Raw genomic sequence first — 25,930 nt, forward strand, 5'->3', positions numbered from 1 at the left:
ACACCTCACTGCAGGGTGAATTAAAAAATATTGACACCTTATTCTGAATGTCCTTCTCCTTTTTTGGGGGAGGACGTGAGGGGGTGTCGAATCTACTTAAACAAAGACATACCATGAATAATAAACGAATAATTTACATACTTTTGTTTTCCGTTCTTCCATTTCTCAATGGTTTGGCACAAAACGTCTATTCGTTCGAAAACGGTACTGTTCCGGATGAATTTTCTGCTACGAACGGAAGCCTGTCTGTCAGTGATTATAAATCGAAACTGGGAGACAAATCGTTGGTATGGAATTGGAACAGTAACAGTGTACTGACGGTTAATAATCCTGCAAACCTCTCGGCTTCGAGCCAGATAGACGACGGAGGAATTACCGTTTGGATATACAATTCGACCAGATCGGACAAATCCCTGAAATTTTCGTTCACCGACAGTGCCGACGAAGAAAAATGCTCTATAAATTTCAAACTTGACTTTGAAGGATGGCGATGCTTGTGGGCGATATTCAGATACGACATGGGTTTCAATAAGAAGACCGCAACACTGCAAAAAATGAAAGTGTATGCCCCATCTTCTTCAAACGGGACTTTTTACATTGATTTCCTCGAATTCTCCAACAAAGTATCATGGGAAAGGATTTCAGATTTTCAGTACAATCTGAAACAAACCAATTCAAACATCATCAGTTTTCTTGATATACGCAATACACCTGCTCCATCTCTTGTTGAACCATCAGCAGAACAAAAAACCGCATTTTCAACAATAGAGACACGCCTCGATAATTGGTATCTGGGAACAGGAAAATATGTGTCTAATCAGGCATACAAACTACGTGAACAAAGTTTTAATACTTATATCAAAAATGCCAAAAACAAGATCGGCAATCTCAATCTCACAAAACAATCTGACGGTACTGTGAAAGGTACAGGCTTATTCCCGGTAAGTTATCATGGCACAAAAGTGGATGGAGTCAATATTACAACATTCCGAAACATAAACGAAACATACCTTATCCAACTAGCATACGACTATCGACGTACAGGAAATGAGACAAGCCTCGAAACCATGCAAAATATATACGATTGGTATTACAATCAGGGTTGGGCAGACGGAAGCGGATTGGGGTCGCTTCGTTTCGAGATGTTACGTAGTGCTGGATTTTATCACTCTGTATATTTATTGAAAAATAACTTGGGGAGCGACGAGCGTTTCAGCCATTTGATGGATGCTATCAGTTGGTTTGCAATGTTCGGAACGGCCTATTCAACGCCTTCTACTCCGGGCGAGTTGGCAGACTACCTGCGCACATTGGCTATGCCGAAACTTTTCTATGCATTGACCATTAAAGATGAAGCGCAACGAAATACGGCTTTGTTGTCTTATCAATCTTATATGAAAAATGCTCTGGGTAAAGCACCCGGATTTAAAGGGACTATGAAGCCTGACTACTCAGGTTATCATCACAATGGACCTTATTACAGCGCATATTATCCCGATGCTCTATATGCAGGGTGTTTGATATATTATCTTTTGCACGATACGCCTTATTCGTTAGGTGAAGAAGTGTACAATGATCTGAAACAAGCTCTGTTGACGTTTCGTTTCCTTAGTGGAGAATTCAATGTTCCGGGAGCTATTACAGGACGATTTCCCAAACAACAAACTGTTGTACAACAACTACTTCCTGCTTTTGCCTATCTTGGCTTGTCTACCCCTACCCCGGACTCTGAACTGCAATCTGCATTCAAACGTTTGTGGAAACCTACACAAGAACCAATGTTGTCTTATATAAAGAAAGTGCAAACAGATATTTGCATGTCGAATACATTGGGAGAGATAGAATTGCTATTGGAGTTCGACGCACTAAGCGGTATAGCCGAGGAAAATCCGAGTGGAACTCTTTTCATGCCATATTCGGGATTAATGATTGCACGACAACCGGCGTGGATGATTACTGCAAAAGGATTCAGTAAATATATATGGGATTATGAAAGTTCGACAACCGAAAATATTTATGGTCGCTATTTAAGTTACGGGCATTTGGAGTTTACCGACTTGGAAAATAAAAATTCCAGCTATAATCCATCCAACCCCGACTGGAACTGGAATCATATTCCCGGAACAACAAGCAAATATTTGTCGTATACAAATCTGGATTTCAACAAGACTAACGGCAAACACCGCAACTTGTCCGATATGACATTTTTGGGAGGGATCGCACTGAATGGAAATTGTGCTATGTTTACCAATCAGCTTCACGACAATGCCATAGACAACAGCTTTTATGCCAATAAATCGGTCTTCGTTTTCGATAATATAATTTATTGCATGGGCAGTAATATAAACAGTCGCAGTACAACTACGCCTGTTTACACCACACTTTTCCAGAATACGCTGAAAACAGGATTCAACTCCGTTTACATCAATGATACGGAATACACTACCGACTTGACAGATGTGAAAAATCCGACAATCAAAGACAACTACGGCAATGTTTTCATCGTTCACGACGGTTATGCAACTATCAAGAAAAACAATACGGCTATGCTGGCATATCTGGATCATGGGAAAGTAGTTTCCGATAAACAATATACATACTCATGGTTGATGAAGCCTACAGATGAGCAGGTTTCGGATTATAAAAATAATCTTCCGATAGAGATTTTGTCACAAAACTCAACGGCGCATGCCATATTCAATTCAGCAACACAAACACTTGCCCTATCTGTTTTCAATGTGGAGAATCCGGTAAATATCCGTCAGGTATATAGCGTAAATAAGCCTATGATGGTCATGGTGAAGGAAAATCCGAGCGGAAGCGTCGATATAGCATTTTCCGATCCCGATATGAACAGAGACAGTGCCTCAAGAGGAGATGACGTTTCGCCTTCCGTTGCCGATCAGTATGGAAAAAAATCGCAATTAGAGGTGGTTTTAAATGGAAAATTTGAAAAAAGAGGTGGCGATGACGGAATATCTGTGACCATAGAAGGAGAAAAGACAAAACTTGTATATCCTGCTGGTCATGACGGACAAACATACAGGGTGAAACTGGCTTTGGAGGGTTCGTCTATTGACAACTTAGAGCAGGACACAAAAGGCTTTTCTATCAGGGAATATGACGGTAATTTATTAATAAACTCCGAAAATAACGAAAGTTTCGATTTCAATATTTTCGATCTGACAGGAAAAAAAATAATCTCAGGTTTCAATAACTATGAAACTGTAAAAGTATCAAAATCGAATCTACCTGCCGGTATGCTGATCATCAGAGTTAACGATGAAAAAAGGAAAAATAATTTTAAACTAATCAATTAAACTTTATGAATAAAAAATATTTTCTTAAAGGAATAGGATTGGCGTGTGTCGCCTTTGCCCTGTTCTCATGCAATCAAGATAAAAACGAAAAATTCGATAAACCCGAATCAACAGGTTTAAATGTATATTGGGGCGATTTACACAATCATTGCAACCTGACATACGGGCACGGAGATATGCGCAGTGCTTTCGAAGCAGCCAAAGGACAACTCGATTTCGTATCTGTAACTCCTCATGCCATGTGGCCGGATATTCCGGGAAGAAACGACCCTCGCTTGCAGTGGGTAATAGACTATCACGTAGGAGCTTTTGAGCGGCTGCGCAAAGGAGGTTGGGACGAGTATGTGAAAATGACCAACGAATACAATAAAGAAGGAGAATTCCTTACTTTCCTTGGTTACGAGTGTCACAGCATGCAGCATGGCGACCATGTTGTAATGAATTATGATCTTGATGCGCCTCTTTTGGAAGGTAGTTCTGTTGAAGATTTGAAAAAACAATTGAAAGGAAAAAAGGCGTTCATCACTCCTCATCACATGGGATATCAGGAGGGGTTCAGAGGGTATAACTGGGACTTCTTCACAGAAGGAGATCAAACCCCGTTTGTTGAAATGTATTCCCGTCACGGATTGGCAGAATCAGACCAAGGCGATTACAACTATCTGCACGATATGGGTCCTCGACGTTGGGAAGGCTCTATACAATATGGGTTGGATCAGGGACATAAGTTCGGCATTATCGGTTCCACAGACCAACATGCAGGCTATCCGGGAAGTTTCGGCGACGGTCGTGTAGCCGTGCTTGCACCTTCACTTACTCGAGAAGCAATTTGGGAAGCATTGAAAAACAGACATGTATATTGTTCTACGGGAGATAAAATTCTGATTGATTTCCGTCTCAACAATGCCATTATGGGTGATGTGGTGAAAGGAAAAGAGCGCAAGATATATGTAAATGTTGATGCTCAAAGCTCCATTGATTATGTGGACATCGTGAAAAACGGAAAAACACTTAAACGGATAAGTGGACCTCTTACTCCTATTGTGCCAGAGGGTGATGTGGTTAGATGTAAAATAAGGGTCGAATTCGGGTGGAACAGAGAAGAATCGCCGGTTAAGTGGCTTGGTAATCTTTCCATTACCGATGGTAAGATTAACGATGCAATTCCTTGTTTCCGTGGTGCTGCTTACACTTCTCCGCAAGAAAAAGACCTGAAAGGCGGTCACGATGAGTTTAAGACAAACGTGAACAAGATACTGAGCAAAACAGATAAAAAAGTTGATCTGGAAATGTATTCTACCAAAAACCCGAATACAACAACAGCAGCAATGCAAGGTGTTGTTCTGGATTTGACTATGCCTAAGAATGCGAAAATAGTGGCTGAATTTAACGGTGAAAAATTTGAACATACATTGGAGGAATTATTGAATGGTTCTAAGGCTCATTTCATGGTGGGATGGTTAAGCGAATCCATCCTGTTCAACCGTGCTATGCCCGAATCGGCTTTCCTTGTGGAAGAATACGTTGTTGACAATACACCTGAAAAAGATACCGACTATTATTATGTCAGAGTACGTCAACGCGACCAGCAATGGGCATGGAGTACTCCGATATGGGTAGAAAAGCAATAAATGTAAATCCTGTAAATTCAGAGTCATCAGTGTTCCATTTTCGTCTTTTAAAATAATACTAAACTATAGAATGATTATAAAATATGCAATTGGTATTGACTTGGGCGGAACGTCCATAAAATACTCACTAATCTGTCACAATGGAGAGTTTGCCTTAACGGGCAAACTTCCTTCATGTGCCAATGTCTCTGCTCAGGCTGTGATAGGGCAATTGATTACTGCTATCAATATCTGCAAGCAATTTGCAGAAGAAAATGACATGGCTATACAAGGTGTCGGTATCGGCACTCCCGGAATTGTGGACGACAGTAACCGTATCATAATAGGAGGAGCAGAAAATATTGTTGGATGGGAAAACGTATTTTTGTCCGACATTTTGGAAAAGGAAATTAATCTTCCTGTAACCATTGGTAATGATGCCAACCTGATGGGATTGGGTGAAACTTATTATGGGGCAGGAATCGGATATAAGAATATTGTATTCATAACGGTAGGTACCGGCATTGGTGGTGCTGTTGTTATTGACGGAAAGCTATTCAACGGGTTCGATAACCGGGGAACGGAACTCGGTCACACGCCACTCATTGCGAACGGAAAACCCTGTATGTGCGGATCGGTAGGTTGTTTGGAGGCTTATGCGTCAACGGTTGCCCTTATCGAACGATACATCGAACGAGCAAAAGAAAAAAATATTTTACTTGACAATACTCCTGAAATAAATGGTGAATATATTATTACTAAATTCAAGGCAAATGACAGCATTGCCGTAGAAGTATTGGAAGAACATTGCCGTCTTTTGGGACATGGTATAGCAGGATTTGTCAATATATTCAGTCCTCAGCGTATCATCATTGGTGGAGGTTTGCCCGAATCGGGAGATTTTTACATTGAAAAAGTGAAAAAATATGCCTCAAAATACTGGCTTTCTGCTTGTGCCGAGAATACAGAGATAGTTGCCGCAAAACTGGGCAACAAAGCCGGAACTATGGGTGCCGGGCAGTTGGTATTGTCTGGTATTTAGTTTCTTGTCATTCTGAGAGTATAGAAAAATCTATATTCTAAAGAGAACAGATGCTTCACTAATATTCAGCATGACAGAACAATATATCAAATAAAAGATAGTAATTAAAAAAATACCTGTAATGAAAAACAGTCGTAACCTTTTGTTGACTTTCATAATGATGATATTTGTTGCACAACCGATAGCAGCACAAATGGAAGCCGAAAAGTCAATTACTAAAAGAGCCATTCATCCAAGATATAGAGAATGGAGTACACCGGCAAATGGTGTTGAAGTGAAAACCAATTCGCCATCCATGCTTTGGCCTGCAGCCGAAAAGCCTGTTAAATACAGGGTAAGACTATCTCAATCGGAAAAATTTCCTACATCGAGTACGATCACAAGCCAACCGATAGAATGGGCTGCATATTCTCACCATAAAAAATTACCTTCAGGGAAATGGTATTGGCAATACAGCACCATTAAAGGTGGAACAGAAACCTGGTCGGAAACATTTTCATTTGTTATTGGAAAAAACAGCCGCATATTTGAAACACCGACTATCGACGAATTCATTCGGATATGTAAACAAAAATCTCATTTCAGGTTGTATGTTACAGAATCTGAACTTTCCGCTTTCCAAAGCAGGAATAAGAATAATAAAGAAGCTCTGGCTTTGATTAAAAGGGCAGACAAGCAATTAACGGCAGATTTGATACAAGAAGCCCCAACACGCCCCAGAGATACTACGGGGTTGACCGAATCGGAGAAAAAAGTGATGGAAGTTTTTATGTATCATGGCTTTGGCGATAAGGTGAAAGAACCTATCAAAGACCTGTCGATGGCTTATCTTCTGACAGGAAAAGAAGAATATGCCCGCACAGCTATCAAACAAGCATTGCATATCAGCAAAATGAATCCTAAAGGTTCGGCCACAAACGATGATTTTAATTCGTCTTCGGCGATGCTGGCAATGGCTGTTGCTTTTGATACAGGGTTCAAATTCTTGACAGAAAATGAGAAAAAACAATTATTGGAAGCTATAAAACAACGTGGTGATCACTTTTTCAATCATTATGCAAATAAATTTGAAACCCACTCGATGGATAATCATGTATGGCAACATACTTTCCGTCGATTTTTTATGACTTCCATTGCTATGTTAGGCGATTTGCCCGAAGCGGATAAATGGTTATCATATTGTTATGAAATATGGAATTGCCGTTTTCCTATTTTGAGTGGTGATGATGGAGGCTGGCACGATGGGAACAGCTATTTTCAAGTCAATTTTGAGACTTTCATCTATGTGCCTTTCATGCTTACACGATTGACGGGCACCGACTTCTTTGATATTCCTTACTATAAAAATCTGTCTAAATACTTGATATATTCATTTCCTCCCGATTCATATGCAACAGGTTTTGGCGATAATGCCGAAAATATGAAGAAACCTACTAAAAACTATTGGGGTATGGCAGATGCGTTGGCTCGTGAAGTGAACGATCCTTATGCTCGTTGGTATGCGGATGTTTTGACCGAAGGAAAAGATGAAAATCTGTTCAGATCAACAAATTTTACATTCTATCGCTTAATGACCAACAAGAAAAAAACGAGTGTTACAGCCCGTTCACCGAAAGAACTTCCACAAAGCCTATTATTCCGAGATGCAGGATTTGCCCTGATGCACGATGACGTAACCGACACATCTAAAGATGTCATGGTTAGTTTTATGGCTCTTCCATTTGGTGCAACAGGACATGCACACGCGGCTCACAATGGTTTCGGTATCAATGTGGGAGGAAAACAGATGTTCGGAGGTTCGGGACATTATAGCAACTTTACCGATACACATACCCTTAAACATTACAGGACCAGAGGACACAACACTATCTTAGCCGACGGTATGGCTCAGGTAATAGGGGAAAACGGATACGGATGGATTGCTCGATTTGCAAATACTGACAACTTGACTTACGTGCTGGGCGATGCAACCCATGCTTATGATGACATGACCTCTGATTTTTGGATCGAACGAATGAAGCAATTCGAAGTAGATTATACGCTCAAGAACGGCTTCGGAAATCCTCACATCGAACGGTTCAGAAGGCACATGGCATTTTTGCGCCCGAACGTAATCATCATATACGATGAACTTGAAGCTCAAAACCCTGTGAAATGGACATGGTTGTTGCATAGCTACAATCAGATGACAAAGGGAGATAAAGAGAATACCATCTTCGGACAAAATCGGGTGGCTGAAAGCAGAGTTGATATTTTTACTCCAAAAAAATTGACAACCGAAATTACGAATGAATTTTTCTCACCTGCCATCAACTGGAAAAACAGAGGAGGAGACAGCAATGGTAAAGGTGCGTATGAATATTCGAAACATTGGCATGCCGAAGTAAATACAATTGAGAAATCGAAAGGCATACGCTTCTTGAGCGTTATTCAAATAAAAGAAGACGGAACAACGGAAAGCCTGATTGCTCCCGATTACAAATCAGGGAAGATAAAGTTGTCTGATTGGCAAATAGCAGCCGAAATGGATGAAAATAAGCCGGCTTCTTTGGTGATTAAAAATAATGAAGGTGATGCTATAGAATACAATACGCAGCAAAGCAAAATAAAAGGAAGTACTCTTATCAAGGCGAAAGGTAATGTCATTAATGAGTTAATTGACGAATTGCCCGATGCAGCAAAATAACCGGATGAAATGAAACGTTCAACATATACTCCTTTTGCCAAACCATTATATATAATGACCAAACCTATAGGTGCGGTATGTAATCTGGCATGTGAATATTGTTATTATCTCGAAAAATCGGATATGTACAAAAACACACCTAAGCATGTAATGAGTGAAGAGTTGCTTGAATGTTTCGTTGATGAGTATATCAATTCGCAAACCATGTCCCAGATACTATTCACATGGCATGGAGGAGAAGCTTTGATGCGGCCTTTATCTTTTTATCAAAAGGTGGTATGCTTACAGAGGAAGTATGCAAAAGGAAGAACGATAGATAATTGTATCCAGACCAACGGAATATTGTTGAATGATGAATGGTGCAGATTCTTCAAAGAAAACAACTGGCTGGTAGGTGTTTCTATTGACGGGCCTCAAAAATTTCATGACGAATATAGGAAAAATAAGATAGGAAAACCATCTTTTCTCCAAGTTATGAAAGGAATACAACTTTTGAAGAAACACAAAGTAGAATGGAATGCTATGGCTGTTGTGAATAATTATAATGCTGATCATCCTTTAGAATTTTATAGTTTTTTTAAAGAGTTGGATTGCCGTTATATTCAGTTCACCCCTATTGTAGAAAGGATTACTCATGATGATGATGGACGATATTTAGCTTCCCCGTCAGAGCATAACGAAATTGAATTAGCAGATTTTTCTGTCTCGGCTGAGCAGTGGGGAAACTTTCTTTGTACAATTTTTGACAAATGGGTAAGGAATGATGTCGGCGAATTCTTCATTCAAATTTTTGATTCGACTTTAGCCAATTGGGTCGGGGAAGAACCCGGAGTTTGCTCTTTGGCAAAAAATTGCGGACATGCAGGCGTAATGGAGTTCAATGGCGACGTGTATTCTTGCGACCACTATGTTTTTCCAGAATACAAGTTGGGAAATATTTATACCAATACACTTGTGGAAATGATGTATGGTGAGCGACAACAAAAGTTTGGAATTGCCAAGTCTCAGGATTTACCCAATCAATGCCGACAATGTCAATATCTTTTTGCTTGTAACGGCGAATGTCCCAAAAACAGATTTGCGTTGACACCGGACGGGCAGTCAGGGTTGAATTATCTTTGCAACGGTTATTATCGTTTTTTCGATCACATTGCTCCTTATATGGACTTTATGAAAAAAGAACTACTCAGCGAAAGAAGTCCGGCAAATATCATGACCGCAATAAGCTCTGGTCGACTCTAGACATGACACAGGATTCTGCATCAATTTTCATTTCTTTTTTGTGGAGCTGGAGGGATTCGAACCCTCGTCCAAACAAGGAACTAATTTGCTTTCTACATGCTTATCTTTGCTTTAATTGTCGGGAATGAGCAAGACCAAAGCCACCAACTCAAACCTTAGCTTTTTAATTTCAGACAGAAGCCAAAGCCTCTCCCATCCTATCTCCGATTTGTCTGCACCACCTTATCGGCACGCTTCGAAGCCACAGCTTCCGGGTGATGTCCTGTCCTTACACCTGTGCAAGGATTAAGCTAGATCTACTATACTTCGATTAAGCAGCAAGAGCGTAATTGTTATTGCCAGTTAAAATTTTGACGTCTGAGATTATAGTGCCAGCCGACTACGCACTGCATGCTTACAAACCACTTCATCTCGCTGTCAAAACCGGTCAGCCCCATGAATTTGTAATGTGAACATTAGTTGTACACTTATTGAATTACAAAAGTACTGAAAAAAATGATATTTAATATCGGTTTTCAGAAAATACCAATCAAATATAGTACAAAATACCATTTTAGACACTTGTTTAAATCAAATATTCAAATTATTTTTATCGACAATAAATAACTATCAAAAAAAAGACATCATGCAACAAGATTCATCAACAGAAGAAAAAATATATTTAATAACTAATAATTATGTAGACTTGATGAAAGGAAACCCTCATCTCCCGCTATTTGTTCTACAAGCGATTCAATCAAATCCTGATAAATTTATAGCAAAGAGCAACATTAATAGAAATTTCATCCGCAACAGCACATTAATCTGAAAAACGAATAAAGTTCTACCCGTAGTGCATTTAAGAGTTTGATGTTAACTCATTTGTTATAAGATTTATATCCGTTTTGTTATTTTGAACGAAGTGAAAAATCTGTGTATTTCAATCCATATCCTTCGTTTTGCTCATGACAACAACGCATATATACACTATGTTTCAGCTAGTTATCTTTTGTTTTCTAAATACACTACGGGGTTAGTATAACAAAAACGCTCTTTTTGTCTTGACACAATAAAGAACCAATAGGTCAAGGCTTAGCAAGAGATGCGGCAGTAAGAAACAGATCAAATAAAAATGCTATATGTCATATACGATGAAGAAATCTACCTCTATCATTATACTGTGTTTGCTACCATTAATTTTACTTGCACAGCCATCTTATAATTTTTCAAATCTTTCTCAGCAAGATGGATTATCGCAGATAACAGTTACTTCTATCTTTCAGGACAGTAAGGGCTATATGTGGTTTGGCACAAGAAATGGGTTGAATAAATATAATGGCTATACGTTCGAAGTATTTGTTATTGATCCGGAAAACGAATCTTCAATAAGCGACAATCACATATTATGTATGACCGAAGACAATTCGGGCAACTTATGGATAGGCACAAATAATGGATTAAACAGACTTGATGTATCGACAGGTAAGTTTGAGCGTTTTTTTCTAAACTCAGACAATGAAAATTCGCTGACCAGCAATTTAGTATCTAGCATTTATTTCGACTCGAAAAGCAATATTCTCTGGATAGGAACCAACAACGGACTAAACACATACAACACCCAAAACAAGACAATCTCCCGCATCAAAGACGAAATATTCACAAACAACAGCATAAATGCGATAACGGGACGAAATGAAAAACTATACTTCGGAACTTTCAATCGAGGTACTGTGGTGTATGATGAAAAAGAAAAAACATTCGATATTTTAGCCAATACAGCCACCCTCCATCATTCTCACGTAAGAGCTATTTTTGTTGACGACAAAGAGACGATTTGGATTGGGACTCAGAACGATGGTGTGAAAATATTGAAGAAAGATGAAAAGAACTTCGAGACATACAATAATGATAATGGACTAAACAACAATTATGTAAGAAGCATAGTAGAATCTCCCGACGGGAATATATTGATAGGAACTTTCAACGGACTGAACCTTGTAGATACTGGATCCGGAGAAATAAGCCAATACAAGACATTCAATCCCAGCTATGGGAGTTTAAGTCATTATTCCATCTCGAGCATCTATTACGACCGCTCGCAAACCCTTTGGGTGGGCACGTATGCCGGAGGTGTAAATTACTATAATCCGTTCGGACAGAAATTCAGATTCTACGACCCCGGTTCGGAGCAAAAAGACCTGATGGGAATAATAGGGCCAATGGTAGAAATAGGTAAATATCTTTACATTGCCACTGAAGGTGGTGGACTATTGGAGATGAATCTGGAAACAGAAAAGTTCAGTCATTATAAGCTTTACAATACGCAAGAAAATTCTTATGCCCGTAACATCTTAAAATCTTTGTATTGGGATGGCAAAAAAATTCTCTGCGGAACAAATGTCGGCACGATTTACAGTTTTGACCCTACATCAAAAAAGTTTTCTTTGTTTCATGATTTTGGCAGCGAAAACGGCATATATTATATAAACGAAAACAAAAACGGAGAACTTATCATTGGTGGAGTCAACCAAATCGGGCTAGTATTTATATCGAAAGATGGACACGTAAAAAATAAATTCCCGTTGAAAGGAAACAAGGAAACCGATTTTCAGAACATAAGATATGTATGTGAAATAGAAAAGGATGTATATCTTATCGGAACCCGAAACGACGGCTTATATTATTACAATCTGAGCAATCAGGAATTAGAAAAATACAGGCACACTCATTCCGAAAACGCAAATAAAGAAATACCCGAAAACTATATAAGTTACATTTATAAAGATAGTATGGGACAAATATGGATAGGCACGTTTGGCGGCGGCCTATGTCTATTGGATATGAGAACGAAAACTTTCACCACCTACAACAGTAAAAACGGATTACTCGACAACAATGTATGTGCCATAGTTGAAGACAACAACCGCCATTTATGGATTAGCACAATATCGGGAATAACCGATTACGACTTAGACCTAAAAACATTTAAAAGTTATACACACTCGAGCGGTATAAAAATAAATGAATTTACGCCACATGCCGGTCTGCGTTTATCAAACAACCTGATAGTATTCAGCGGGAACAACGGCTTCATGACATTCAACCCCAGGATAATGTCTGTCAATCCGTTCATACCGCCTGTTATTCTGGAAAATCTTTATGTGAACAACCAAAAGATAGTTCCATCCGACGATAAAAACAGCATATTGTCTAATCAGCTGAACGAACAAAAAGAAATAACCCTAAAGTATAACGAAACCAATATTTCTATAGAATTCAGCGCTCTGAACTATATATTTTCGAACAAGAACCAGTATTCTTACAAGCTGGAAGGCTTTGATGAAGATTGGAACGATGTAGGAACACGCCGCATAGCTTATTATACCAATATTCCGGCAGGAAAGTATAAGTTCATGGTGAGAGCATCCAACAATGACGGATTATGGAACGACGAGGGAGCATCAATCATAATAACCGTTCTGCCTCCATTCTGGAAGACATGGTGGGCATATTGTCTTTACGCACTGGCTTTCCTCGGTATTGTAGGCTTCGTTCTCAGGTATTTTTATGAGAAAAAACGATTGGAAAACGATATAAAACTGAAACAAGCGGAAGCAAAAGCGCAAGAAGAGTTTCATCGTGAAAGGAATAAGCTCTTCACCAACTTCTCTCACGAACTGCGAACCCCTTTAACACTGGTTATCAGTCCGCTTGAAGACATGGTAAGGAACGACGAAGAGTTTACACCCAAAGTCAAGGAAAATCATAGGTTGATGTATAGCAATAGCCAACGTATGCTTCGCATTGTCAACAACCTGATGGACTTTCAGAAAAAAGAAAGCGGAACCATGAAGCTAAAAATCAGCAGGGGAAACTTTGTCGATTTCACCGAAGAGATGGTTGTTTTCTTTAAAGAACTTGCAGCATCGCGCCAAATAGATTTTACGTTCAACCATTCGGAAAACGCCATCGAATATTGGTTCGATATGAACCTGATGGAAAAAGTCTATTTCAACTTCTTGTCCAATGCCTTCAAGAATGTACCTAACAAAGGCAAAGTGTCGGTTCAATTAAAAACCAGCACATTATCAGAGTTGCGAGCAGAAATACCAGAAAGATCAAAGGCGTTCGACAATGAAGACATCAAATATATATCACTGAAAATAGAAGACTCCGGCACAGGGATAGCCGAAAGCGAATTGGAAAGGATATTTCAGCCTTTCTATCAGGTGGCTCAGAACGAACACTCCAGTTCGGGCACGGGTCTGGGATTAAGCCTTAGCAAATCGATCATTGAGATGCATCATGGCATCATTTGGGCCGAGAGTGAATTGGGTAAAGGTTCATCGTTTATTTGCGTTTTGCCTATCGACAAAAATCTTTTCGACAGAGATGATATAATGGAAAGCGAAAATATAGAACTCACGCCTTACGAAATAGAGATTAGAAAAAATGATGGGAATGAAAAAAAATCAGATAAAAAGAAGACACATAACATTCTGGTAGTAGAAGATAATGCAGATGTGAGAAATTATATCATTTCGCATCTCGAGGAAGATTATAATATTATCAAAGCATCCAACGGTAGCGAGGCTATTGACAAGGCTATAAATTCTATGCCCGACCTTATTATCTCGGATGTAATGATGCCAAAAATGGACGGGATGGAAATGGCAACCATCCTCAAAAAAGACCTCCGCACAGGGCATATCCCTATTATTATGATCACAGCCAAGAGTATGCCCGAAGATATGAAGCTGGGATACGAAACAGGTGCTGACGATTATATTACAAAACCTTTCAATTCCTCTGTTTTGATAGCCAGAGTGAAAAATATCATCCAATCGAGAGAGAAGCTAAAAGATATTTACGGGAAACGTTTTTCATTGGAAACCCTCGGGGTGGAAACAACTTCTGCCGATGATAAATTTCTACAAAAACTTTATAAAGCAATAGAAAATAATGTTTCCAATCCTGAACTCAATCTGGATAGTTTCTCTAAAGAGATTGGAATGAGTAAAGCTAACCTATACCGGAAAATTAAAGCTCTGACAAACTTATCGCCAAACGAATTTATCCGAAACTTCCGTCTGGAGATGGCAGCCAAAATTTTGAAGGAAACAAAACTTCCTGTATCGGAAGTTTATGTAGCTGTCGGATTCAATAGCCATGCTTATTTTTCCAACTGCTTCAAGGCTCTTTATGGAATTTCACCTACCGAATATGCCAACCAGATGAAACAATAGAAAATCTGATGCACAGGATGGACTTAGAGCTATTTTTGATAACATTTGATTGATTTTCTAAAATAGAAACAGCTTCTATTATCGAATTTTGTAACTGTAGAAAAAGTCTGAATTATAAAACTTACAATACCGTTATGAAGAAAATCATTTATCTGATACCAATTCTCTTTTTCATTGTTTCAGCATCTTGTCAAAACAAGCAAAAAGAAAATGAAAACCTCGTAGAAAAAGATTTCGGCTTTGCAGCCAAACAGCTAACATTTGCCATGCAGGAAGTGGATAAGGGCATAGCTAACGAATCGGAAGAAAGCAAAGAAAAAAGAGAAAAAAAAGGACACGGTCCATTAGTTTCGCCCCGGTCTATTGAAGACAACGGCGATTTGATATTAGTTCCGTCGCGCGACTGGACAAGCGGATTTTTCCCCGGAGAACTTTGGTATATGTACGAATACACAAAAGACCCCAAATGGGAACAAGCGGCACGAAAATACACTGCACCGATTGAACGGGAAAAGACAAACGGAGTTACTCACGATATGGGCTTCAAGGTTTATTGCAGCTTCGGGAATGGCTATCGCCTGACAAACGACGAGAATTATAAAAAAATATTGCTGGAATCGGCATACACCCTTATCACCCGTTACAAACCCAATGCTAAAATTATCCGCTCGTGGGATCACAACAAAGATAAATGGCAATCTCCCGTCATCATAGATAATATGATGAATCTGGAACTGCTTTTCTGGGCATTTAAAGAAAGTAAGGATTCTGCATTTTACAACATTGCTGTGAATCATGCCGAAACTACGATGAAAAATCATTTCCGTGCAGATTACAGTTCCTATCACGTAGTGGATTATGATACAATCTCAGGCGAAGTTTTAAAGAAAAATACACATCAGGGATTCTCCCACGAGTCGGCCTGGTCGCGTGGGCAAGCCTGGGCAATATATGGCTACACCATGTGTTACAGGGAAACAGGCAAAACAGAGTTTTTAGAACAGGCTAAGCATGTGGTAGATTATGTGTTCACACATAAAAATCTCCCTGACGACCTGATTCCATATTGGGACTATGACGCACCCGAAATACCTAACGAACCTAGAGATGTTTCTGCTGCCACATGTACGGCATCTGCCTTGTATGAATTGAGCATGTACGATGAAGAAAACGGAGCGCAGTATAAAAAATGGGCCGATACTATCCTCGAAAATCTATCCGAAAACTATCTGGCAAAAGAAGGTGGCGATTATGGTTTCTTGTTATTGCATTCGACAGGGGGGAAAATGCTTGGCTTTGAAATAGACAAACCATTGGTATATGCCGACTACTATTTTCTGGAGGCATTGTTGAGAAAACAGAAACTAGAACAAACGGGTAAAATTTTCTGAAATGAAGAATGAAAAGTTTAAAATGAAAAGTAAACATACACTGTTGCTATGTATATTTTTCGGTATAACACTAAACACTCTTGCTCAGATCAACTATCAGCAAAAGGAAAGGCTGAATGATGGCTGGGAGTTTCTCAGAGAAGATTTGGGAAGCATCTGGGAAGTTGTTCGCCCCGCAATTGTAGGAGATCCGGAGAGTGTTCCATTATGGACTCAGGTAAGTTTGCCTCACTGCTTCAATGCAGAAGATGCGGTTGATCCTGATGTCAATTATTATCAGGGTCCGGGATGGTACAAAAAGTTGCTGGATATTAACAATCCATACCGGCAAGGACGCACATTACTACACTTCGAAGGTGCCGGACAGAAAACAGAAGTTTACATTTATACAGAGAAGGTTGGCGCACACGTTGGAGGTTATGACGAATGGACGGTCGATGTTACCGAAGCAGTAGAAAGATTCCTTAAATCGGAAGATTCGAAACGATTTGAAGGAAAAATTCCCCTAAGTATCCGGTGCGATAATACGCGTGATACGGAAATGATCCCTTCCGATCTGTCCGACTTCAACTTGTATGGAGGTATTTACAGATATCTGAACCTGGTGTATGTTCCTGCTCTTTCGTTCAATAAACTTCAAATAGATGCTTCTGTCGACCCAAAAGGGAAAGAAGGGAAATTAACACTGAAGGCCGGTTTCACAAATTTCGGCAGCGAAGATCAGGCATCTGTCAATATTAAAATAGTTGATCCGGAAGGAAAAACAATAAAAGAGGAAAGTCTAACAATAAACAATTTCAACAAATCCGAATTGCTTTCGTTGAATATAAATAAGCCTGTACTTTGGTCTACCAATAAACCTGATTTATATTCTTGTGAAGTAAGCTTATCTTCTTCGGCAGGAAATATGACCTGCAAAGAAATGTTCGGATTCCGCCATTTCGAGTTCAAGCAAAAAGGCCCTTTCTTCTTGAACGGCGAACGCCTTTTGCTGAGAGGGACGCATCGTCACGAAGATCATGCAGGAGTTGCCGCAGCTATGACCGAAAAGCAGATCATCACCGAGATGAAGATGATGAAAGATATGGGTGTCAATTTCATTCGTCTGGGGCATTACCAGCAATCTCGAATAGTATTGGAACAATGTGACAAATTAGGCATATTGGTTTGGGAAGAAATACCCTGGTGCCGCGGAGGTCTTGGCGGCGACACCTACAAAGAACAAGCCAGACGGATGCTTACCAATATGATCACTCAGCACCGCAATCACCCGTCTGTTATTTTATGGGGATTGGGCAATGAAAACGACTGGCCAAATGATTTTCCGGAATTCGATAAAGAAAAGATCCGGACATTCATGAAAGAACTGAACGGCCTGTCACATAAACTTGACAGCACACGCAAAACTTGCATCCGTCGTTGCAATTTCTGTAAAGACATTGTCGACGTATATTCACCCTCAATCTGGGCTGGATGGTATAGAGGGATGTACACCGACTATAAACGGGTTTCGTACGACGAGATGCAAAAAGTAAATCACTTCTTACATGTTGAGTGGGGAGGTGACAACCACGCCCGGCGTTATGCCGAAGACCCCTACATAGGTCTTGACAAGATAGAAACAGGCAAAGGGGCTGACGAAAGAGCCGGAGATGCCTCTCTTTATGGAGGAACAGCAAGAGCATCGAAAGATGGAGACTGGAGCGAATCGTACATTGTCGATCTCATCGACTGGCACTTGAAAGAACAGGAAACAATGCCTTGGCTCACAGGGGCAGCTTATTGGCCTTTCAAGGATTTTTCAACACCTGTTCGTCCTGAAAACCCGGTTCCTTACGTAAACCAAAAAGGTGTTGTTGAGCGAGACTTTACTCCGAAAGAAGCATTTTATGTATTTCAATCATATTGGACCGACAAACCGATGGTTCACATCTTCGGGCACAACTGGAAGACCCGCTGGGGAAAGGCTGATGACCTGAAAATGATAAAGGTTTATTCGAATTGCGACAAAGTTGAATTATTCTTAAACGGAGAAAGCCTCAGCACTAAAAAACGAAACTCTCAGGATTTTCCTGCTGCCGGATTGCGCTGGGAATCACAATTCAGACAAGGTCGAAATATAGTAAAAGCGATCGGCACAAAAGGGAGGGTCAGAATTGAAGATGAAATAAGTTTCGATTATGAAACAAGAAATTTTGGAAAAGCCTCTTCCATAAGAGCTTCAGTTATAGAAGAAACTTCTGAATATGCATGGATAGAAGCCGAACTGTTTGACGAAAATGGGGTTGTTTCTCTCGACTCGAAAGACTACATCTACTTCAACTCTGTTGGAAATGGTAAACTTGTCGTAAATCAAGGAACATCGACAGGTTCGAGCAAAGTACAAGCATATAACGGAAGAGCCGGAATAAAGCTAATGAAAAACAATGGAAAAAACATTATTTCCATAAAGTCAGACAATTTAACCACAGTGTTTCTTGCAATAAAATGACTATGAAAAAGTTATATATTTACGTAATATTCACCTTTTCTCTTGTTCTGTTTGGAAATTGTAATACACAAACCGGTTGGGATAAGAAAACCAAGACCGTTCTGAACAATGTAATTATTCAGAATGCCGAATGGGCCATGCAGCAAGAACCGATAACTATAACCGGTTTCAGTTGCGAACGAAGTGCAGGAGGCTTACACGATTTCTATTCCGAAGGAGATTATTGGTGGCCCGATCCATCAAACCCGAACGGACCATACATCAGGCGGGATGGTGAAACAAATCCCGAAAATTTTGTAGAACACCGGTTGGTAATGATACGTTTCAGTAAAATAATAGGCGCATTGACTTCGGCATATATTATTACGGGCAACGAAAGCTATGTGCAACACGCATTCAAACACATTAATGCCTGGTTTGTGGATGCCGATACCAAAATGAATCCGAACCTCTTATATGCCCAAGCAATAAAGGGAATAACGCAAGGCCGGGGGATAGGTATTATCGACACCATTCATCTGATGGAGGTAGCGCAAGGAATCATCCGTATGCAAAAAGCTGATTGTGTGAATAAAGAGGAGTTAACAAAAGCAAAAGGCTGGTTTTCGGAATATCTTCGTTGGTTGCAAACCCATCCGAATGGAATAGACGAGATGAATGCCCAAAACAATCATGGCACTTGTTGGGTTATGCAAGTGGCTTCTTTTGCCAAACTGACAGAAAACAAAGAGATTCTCGATTTTTGCAAAACACGTTACAAAAACATCTTATTGCCTAATCAAATGGCCGACGACGGCAGCTTCCCCAAAGAACTAGCCAGAACAAAGCCTTACGGATATGCTCTTTTCAACCTGGATGCGATGACAACTATCTGCCAGATTCTTTCAACACACGACGATAATCTTTGGGAGTATTCTACCCCAAAGGGACAGAATATAAAGAAAGGAATTGATTTTATGTATCCTTACATCAAGAACAAGTCGACATGGAAATATCCTCAGGATGTGATGTATTGGAACGATTGGCCAATGGCTCAACCGGCATTGATTTTCGGGGCGTATGCTTATAAGAACAAAGACTATTTCGACTTGTGGGAGTCACTACCGCATGCAACTGATGTGGATGAAGTAGAGCGAAACTTGCCGATCAGAAACCCGCTGATCTGGCTTAATTAACAATGATTTTTCTTGTTGCCAATCCTTTTTCAGAATTGACAAGAAGTAGATAAACACCTGACACCAAATTACTACAATCAACAATACAGTTTTTATCATTGCCCTTTTCTTTCGATAGGGTTTTACCGGAAACATTGAGTACTGAAACGTCGGATATCACCACATCCGACGTTATTTTATATACATTACCTTCATTCGTTATTCGAAACAAATTTTCGGCACCTGCATTTAAGATACCGGAGTTTCCTTCCCAGAAATCCGTTTTACTATTTATCACACTCATTTCTGTCTGTTGCGTTTGATACCAACCGACCCCGCACTGAGAAGGTTTTGCTGTTGAAAAAGACGATGATTTATTCACAAATTGTTGTGCTCCAACATTTTTGATTCCTGTTCTTGCATTACCCGAAATGTCACTAACAACATAAGGAAAATCAATAACTCCCGAATTTGGCGGGTTCAATATACTAGCATCCGTATTGGTCAGAGTGTAAATCCCTTTACCGGCATCTGTTCTAACAGTATAATTCAATTCCCGCGATGTGAATCCGTTTGTACTGATAGTTTTTTTGAACTTATAGATATTATCAGAGAAACTGATATCGGATGCCCTATCATCTATCATATTAATGATGGAGCTCGAACTTGGTGCATAGATCAAGTTATTGGCAATGGTACACTCAGGCTTTAGAGTTCCATATATTTTTTGATTCGGATAATATGGATTGGAAGACGGATAAGTGTAGGATGTTTCTGTTCCTAAATCTATATTCTTACAATTAACGAACGTATTGTATGCTATTTCTACATCCTTCACACGATGATATGTATTGAGAGGCTCTTTACCCAAATCGGTGGAAGATGTCGGCATTTCAAAAAGTCCCATCATCACACACAAAGCCGAACGGCTCCCTGTGCCCTGTATGTCTTGAAAATAGTTATTATAAACCCTATGTCCCTGATTAATAATGCGTACACCACCACAACTTTTCTTGTCATTGCCTATGAAAGCATTACTTTCTATTGTATTACGATGTCCGTGACGACAGACTACACTTCCCGCACTTTCATAAAAAACATTCTTCCGAACTATGTTATCGCAACTCTTTAAAGAGATAATCTCCACTTCGCCATCGCAAGCATAAAAGATATTATTTTCTGCTATCGACTTGCACGAAAGCTGTGAAGTGCCGGAATCGCCAAATCGCAAGATTTCGGCATTGTTTCCCAAATCGAACCGAGGTCTGTTGCTAAAGAAATTATAATCAATCAGATGATTGTTCTCTTGGCTATCTGATGAGTTAATGTTTACCATCATCAAAACACCACCATTTATCTTGTTCGTAAAATAACAATGGTCTACTCTATTATTTTTGCCGTAGAGCATTACCCATCGTTCCGATTTTTCGGTATTGTTCCTATAACTTTCATCCGGATTGTTACAGTTGTCAATCACAGTATTTGTAAGGCGGCAATTATAGGCGAATGCTGTGCTCGAAGTTCTGAACTCGATAATATCGCTACCCGTTGCAGCCATGCCGTCTTTCAGCACCAAACCATCTACTACAAGATACGTTCCGCTTATCTTTATGCTGATTCCACCCGTAAGGATAACTTTACCCGGATTTTTGGCTTTCAGCACAATAGGCTTCGATTCCGTACCTTTACCCGTGAATACGAGTTGCAGATTATTGTATGTTCCATCGGCAAGATAAACAATGTCTCCGGCCGACAATTTACCATTAATCTTGTTTTTCAGTGCCGATACTTGTGTCGAATTATAAACATATTCGGCAGAAAATATATTCGAACAAAAAAATATGAAAAATAGTATGAAGATTGTCTTTTTCATGATAGGCATGATAAAAAAGTTCTTCCGCATAGATAGATATTTACTACGGAAGAACTCTCATTATTATTAATTACTTAAGTATCTTCCTCACACAAACACTTTCATTTGCCGTAACCCTTGCTACGAAAACATCGGTTATATATTGAGGAATATTTATTTGCTTTTCTTTGCTTGAAATCAGTTTTCGCCCCAAAATATCAAAAATTTCGGTTACGCAATCATCTTCGCAGTTTACACTTAACACATCATCTCTGAACACTAACGAAATTTTTTTTTCTTCGCTATTTGGTTCTATGGAATTATAGGCTTCCAGTATTTCGGTCAGAAACACTGTTATCTCACTATTCATTCGAGTATTATATTCCGCAGGAAAACCTCCATGAAGCCCGTCGGGAACAGTTGTGAACACATGCTTCACACTATTCGCCCGAAGGGAGTCTCTTAATATTTCAGATTGCTTATAAGGCACTGTCGGGTCGGCATCGCCATGAATGATGTAAGTTGGAGGCGTATTTGCATTTACCATCAATGCCGGAGATATTGACTCTACAAATTCTTTGTCGTCTTTTTTGTCTCCCAACCAATTAGCCAAAGATGTATAGAACATGAATTCTTCGAGATGCGACGGTCCATATTTATCAATCACAGCTATGATTTTATAATCTCCTGTGTAAGGGTTGCAACCGGTATCAAACTTTTCATCATTTTGCAAATATCCTGCGGTCAGAGCCAAGTGGCCGCCAGCCGAACCACCTTGAAAAACAATTTTCATTGGGTCGATATTCAGTTCTGAGGCATGCGCCAATAAATATTTCATCGCACATCTGGCATCTTCAATTGCCGCCGGAGCCAAAGCCTGAGGTGTCATGCGATATTCTATGTTGGCAACAGCAAATCCCATGTTGAAGTATACATTATATCCTGTCTGAGATTCCTTCTCGCCATGATTCCAGCCACCTCCGTGAATATTAATCACAACAGGAACAGGTTTCTCCGATGTGGTTGGATAATAAATATCCATTCTGTTCTGGTTCACATCTGCTGTCGAGTACAACACATCTATCCGAGAGCTATAATTTGATGGATACGATACTGTCTTGTAAGTCTGAAATGTGAAAGCCTTTTCATTACTCTTATTGTTAGCATCCGATTTATCGACAAAAGCTCCTTGAGGAACCACAACTGCATAAGACTTGCCTGATGGAGTTCCTTCCAAGGCTACCGGTACCGAGACTGTTTTTCCATCAATAACACATTCCGATACAGGAATCTGCGTATCGTTCAAACTTATACTACCTGTTCCCAAACCGACTTCTTTGTTGAATGTCAATTCTATGCTTTTGGTAAGATTATAGTAGCAGGTATTACCCTCGGACGGATTAGCTGCTGTTATATTCAACTCTTGCGTTTCCTTCAGTGTTCGTGTTACAACTTTATAGATAACAACTGCTCCTGACGAATTATTAGCAACCCGCAATTTTGTCTCAATATTTCTATTCAAAGGTATGACATGGATGCTGTCAGGTGTTTTTTTTGCTTTGTATGAACCTATTAAAGACCAACTTCCGTTCAATTCTTCTTCCAGTTTGAATTCATTTCCTGCCGTTCCTGCATTTGCGTGGATTTCGATCTCTCCTACATTTTTAACTGCCGGAAGAACGAAAGCTCCACCTTTCGACAATTTGTCCAGATATATCCTGTTGACGTGCTTTTCCCCTGACGGACAACTCATAGAACCCGATACCAAGACCGCATTCTCTAAGCTGAAACCATTTGTCCCGGACGAAGTGTATTCTCCCGAAGATGGAGCTTTAGCCAAAGGATCTCCCCATACCGTTCGATCCGAAAAATCCGTGATTATTTTGTCTAATGCTTCTTTTGGCGGTTCTACATTTCCATTCAATTTTGTCAGTTCGATATCGTCTATGGCAAACCATGCCGAATTGCCATCCCTTACGGTTGCATAGAAGCGGAATTTCACCTTTGCTGTCTCGTTCACGTCAATAGACACCTTTGTCCACTCATAATACTGATTGTTCGGATCTCTTTTTGCTGCCGCAAAAGCATCGACAGATTTAATTACGGTACTAACTCCGTCAACAATTTTAAGCACAGATAAGTCCATTAAGGTATTGTCTGCATTTTTTGAGATATAGAAAGACAATGTTCCCGCATTAGAGTATTCCGGAGTTTCCAGATACTTATCTGCTCCGTTATATGTAGCATCGAACTTAGCTGCATTGTCTCCGGCAAAAGCTTCTGCCGGATTGGTTTTTCGTACAGTAGAAGATGTTCCTGTACAATTTCTTACCCATCCGGTGGGCACTGATTTTGCAAAACCTTCCCGAAAATGGTATTCTACGTCCTCGGCTGCACTTAGCTGGCAGAAACAGAAAAGCAGAATGAAACTGAATAAATAAAATGTTTTTTTCATTGTTTAATTTTGGCTGGATGTTATTATATTAAAGTGTCTATATTGAATAGTGTGATATGTGGCTTATTCGATATAATACCTCGTCATTTTGCAAAGTATAACCATTTCATGTCTGTGTTTTTTGTTTTACAATATTGGTCGAAGAGCTCGTCAAACTCCTGATTGGGTTGGAAGAAAGTGGAACGACGAAGCATCCAACACAACTTGTCCTGATTCAAATCCCACTCTTTAATCTGCTGATAAGGGAACTCACTCTGAGGTCTGCCCAGATAGACACGGATAAAATCTATAGCTTTACCGATCGAACGTCCGTCAGGAGATGTTGCCGAATATAAATCTACACCTACAGCTTTCGCCAAATCACACATATCCATTGCATGCTCTATGTTGAATATAGAATAATGCAAAGCAATAGTTCTGGCCAACTCAAGAGGCTGGCTTCCATCGGGTTCTATCTGTTTGAACAAGCGATTCTCGGCAAATTGATTGATAAACTCTCTTGCCACATCCTTACGATTTGTGAATAAAGCATAAGCAGTTACCTGAATATCGTAAGCCAAGCCATGATTATTTTTCGCGCTGCGTTCATCTTTCCCTATCTCACTTGTCAGCAACCAATCCAAATAATCAGAAAACCATTGCTGCAAAGCTTCAAAGTCTTTTTTCTTCATCCATTTGGATGTTGAAAGTATTTTGATACAGTCTACCATCTCTACAAAGCTATATGTGTCGATGATGCCTTCGGCACGACCTTTCCCTTCGTTGCGTCCCGGAATCATCTGTCCATAGTTCATGTTCGGGTTCATCTTAGTCTTTTTGTCCAAAAAGAACATCTGAAGATTCCAAACCGCTTTTTGAGCATATTTTTCTTCTCCCGAAAAATAGTAAGCATAAGTCAGAGCTCTTATATTCTTAATCAGGGCATCGATCTTATATCTGTCCAGATTCTTTATCTCCGGATTTCGTTGTCCGTCTTTTCTTATGTAAGGCAAACCATCCACCTTCGATGGGTCGGGCCACCAATAAGGTCCCATACTCACATAATCATGCTTGTCTCCACTAACCGCTATTATTTTCTTATCAGTCACAGGAATCAGTTCCTTAGTCATTTCCTTTTCGGCATTTCTGATAAGTGATTTATACACGGTTTCTCCATTCTGTATCGTTTTTATATTTTTCTTCGCAAACTCAAGCCTTTCCGTACCGGCCAATTGCTGAGAAAAGCATGTGATACAATATGTTGAAATTAATAATATGGACAAAAAAAGTTTTCTCATAATGTGATATATCTTATGTTAATTAATCATTTGATTCAGTAGTTGAAAAGTGTTCAATTACATTAGTCATTTCTCGTGACTCGGCATAGCCTAAGTAAACTTGGCTCTGCTCTCGCTACTTGAAATGTTCATTTTGTCTTGACACAAAACGAACCAAAAAGTCAAGGCTTAGCTTCTCGGCGACC

At 39.7% G+C, this 25,930-nt stretch carries 12 protein-coding genes and 1 other RNA gene; 9 read left to right on the forward strand and 4 right to left on the reverse strand.

Going from position 1 to position 25,930, the window contains the following annotated elements:
• Positions 1-113 precede the first annotated feature (113 nt).
• The 5 genes from D0T56_RS08220 (at position 114) to D0T56_RS08240 (ending at position 9,900) form a co-directional block, all read left to right on the forward strand.
• Positions 114-3,320: a chondroitinase family polysaccharide lyase gene (locus D0T56_RS08220; protein ID WP_163319661.1), complete on the forward strand. Its 3,207-nt coding sequence runs from the start codon at positions 114-116 to the stop codon at positions 3,318-3,320.
• Positions 3,321-3,325: 5 nt separating this feature from the next.
• On the forward strand, positions 3,326-4,951 hold the full coding sequence (locus tag D0T56_RS08225) for a Tat pathway signal sequence (protein ID WP_370458792.1): 1,626 nt from the start codon (positions 3,326-3,328) through the stop codon (positions 4,949-4,951).
• 70 nt (positions 4,952-5,021) lie between these two features.
• Positions 5,022-5,972, forward strand: a complete 951-nt coding sequence (locus D0T56_RS08230) for an ROK family protein (protein ID WP_163319662.1) — start codon at positions 5,022-5,024, stop codon at positions 5,970-5,972.
• Positions 5,973-6,093: 121 nt separating this feature from the next.
• A complete protein-coding gene (locus D0T56_RS08235) occupies positions 6,094-8,658 on the forward strand; it encodes a DUF4962 domain-containing protein (RefSeq protein WP_255491107.1) in 2,565 nt (854 codons plus the stop codon).
• Positions 8,659-8,667: 9 nt separating this feature from the next.
• A complete protein-coding gene (locus D0T56_RS08240; RefSeq protein ID WP_163319663.1) occupies positions 8,668-9,900 on the forward strand; it encodes an anaerobic sulfatase-maturation protein in 1,233 nt (410 codons plus the stop codon).
• A 38-nt stretch (positions 9,901-9,938) separates the two neighbouring features.
• Here D0T56_RS08240 and ssrA read toward each other — a convergent pair.
• Positions 9,939-10,335: a transfer-messenger RNA gene (gene ssrA / locus D0T56_RS08245) on the reverse strand.
• Between the two features lie 683 nt (positions 10,336-11,018).
• On the opposite strand from ssrA, the gene D0T56_RS08250 reads away from it, so the two are divergent.
• The 4 genes from D0T56_RS08250 (at position 11,019) to D0T56_RS08265 (ending at position 20,182) form a co-directional block, all read left to right on the forward strand.
• Positions 11,019-15,125, forward strand: coding sequence for a hybrid sensor histidine kinase/response regulator transcription factor (locus D0T56_RS08250; protein ID WP_255491108.1), 4,107 nt, complete (start codon positions 11,019-11,021; stop codon positions 15,123-15,125).
• A gap of 134 nt (positions 15,126-15,259) precedes the next feature.
• Positions 15,260-16,516, forward strand: coding sequence for a glycoside hydrolase family 88 protein (locus D0T56_RS08255; protein WP_163319664.1), 1,257 nt, complete (start codon positions 15,260-15,262; stop codon positions 16,514-16,516).
• A 22-nt stretch (positions 16,517-16,538) separates the two neighbouring features.
• Positions 16,539-19,007, forward strand: coding sequence for a glycoside hydrolase family 2 TIM barrel-domain containing protein (locus D0T56_RS08260; protein WP_163319758.1), 2,469 nt, complete (start codon positions 16,539-16,541; stop codon positions 19,005-19,007).
• A gap of 2 nt (positions 19,008-19,009) precedes the next feature.
• Positions 19,010-20,182 (forward strand): alginate lyase family protein, encoded by a 1,173-nt coding sequence (locus D0T56_RS08265; protein ID WP_163319665.1) that lies wholly within the window; start codon positions 19,010-19,012, stop codon positions 20,180-20,182.
• Here D0T56_RS08265 and D0T56_RS08270 read toward each other — a convergent pair.
• From D0T56_RS08270 to D0T56_RS08280, 3 genes are all read right to left on the reverse strand, one after another.
• Positions 20,175-22,034: a chondroitinase-B domain-containing protein gene (locus D0T56_RS08270; RefSeq protein ID WP_163319666.1), complete on the reverse strand. Its 1,860-nt coding sequence runs from the start codon at positions 22,032-22,034 to the stop codon at positions 20,175-20,177. The genes D0T56_RS08265 and D0T56_RS08270 overlap by 8 nt on opposite strands.
• A gap of 70 nt (positions 22,035-22,104) precedes the next feature.
• Positions 22,105-24,468 (reverse strand): alpha/beta hydrolase, encoded by a 2,364-nt coding sequence (locus tag D0T56_RS08275; protein ID WP_163319667.1) that lies wholly within the window; start codon positions 24,466-24,468, stop codon positions 22,105-22,107.
• 83 nt (positions 24,469-24,551) lie between these two features.
• Positions 24,552-25,745, reverse strand: coding sequence for an alginate lyase family protein (locus tag D0T56_RS08280; RefSeq protein WP_163319668.1), 1,194 nt, complete (start codon positions 25,743-25,745; stop codon positions 24,552-24,554).
• Positions 25,746-25,930: the final 185 nt, after the last annotated feature.

This window comes from Dysgonomonas sp. 520 (genome assembly GCF_010501095.1).
In the GTDB taxonomy this organism is placed as follows: domain Bacteria; phylum Bacteroidota; class Bacteroidia; order Bacteroidales; family Dysgonomonadaceae; genus QVMP01.

Excerpts from the sequence above, each read along its gene's own strand:
- D0T56_RS08220 (WP_163319661.1), top strand. The coding sequence starts at position 114 with ATGAATAATAAACGAATAATTTACATACTTTTGTTTTCCGTTCTTCCA.
- D0T56_RS08225 (WP_370458792.1), top strand. The coding sequence starts at position 3,326 with ATGAATAAAAAATATTTTCTTAAAGGAATAGGATTGGCGTGTGTCGCC.
- D0T56_RS08230 (WP_163319662.1), top strand. The coding sequence starts at position 5,022 with ATGATTATAAAATATGCAATTGGTATTGACTTGGGCGGAACGTCCATA.
- D0T56_RS08235 (WP_255491107.1), top strand. The coding sequence starts at position 6,094 with ATGAAAAACAGTCGTAACCTTTTGTTGACTTTCATAATGATGATATTT.
- D0T56_RS08240 (WP_163319663.1), top strand. The coding sequence starts at position 8,668 with ATGAAACGTTCAACATATACTCCTTTTGCCAAACCATTATATATAATG.
- D0T56_RS08250 (WP_255491108.1), top strand. The coding sequence starts at position 11,019 with ATGTCATATACGATGAAGAAATCTACCTCTATCATTATACTGTGTTTG.
- D0T56_RS08255 (WP_163319664.1), top strand. The coding sequence starts at position 15,260 with ATGAAGAAAATCATTTATCTGATACCAATTCTCTTTTTCATTGTTTCA.
- D0T56_RS08260 (WP_163319758.1), top strand. The coding sequence starts at position 16,539 with ATGAAAAGTAAACATACACTGTTGCTATGTATATTTTTCGGTATAACA.
- D0T56_RS08265 (WP_163319665.1), top strand. The coding sequence starts at position 19,010 with ATGAAAAAGTTATATATTTACGTAATATTCACCTTTTCTCTTGTTCTG.
- D0T56_RS08270 (WP_163319666.1), bottom strand. The coding sequence starts at position 22,034 with ATGAAAAAGACAATCTTCATACTATTTTTCATATTTTTTTGTTCGAAT.
- D0T56_RS08275 (WP_163319667.1), bottom strand. The coding sequence starts at position 24,468 with ATGAAAAAAACATTTTATTTATTCAGTTTCATTCTGCTTTTCTGTTTC.
- D0T56_RS08280 (WP_163319668.1), bottom strand. The coding sequence starts at position 25,745 with ATGAGAAAACTTTTTTTGTCCATATTATTAATTTCAACATATTGTATC.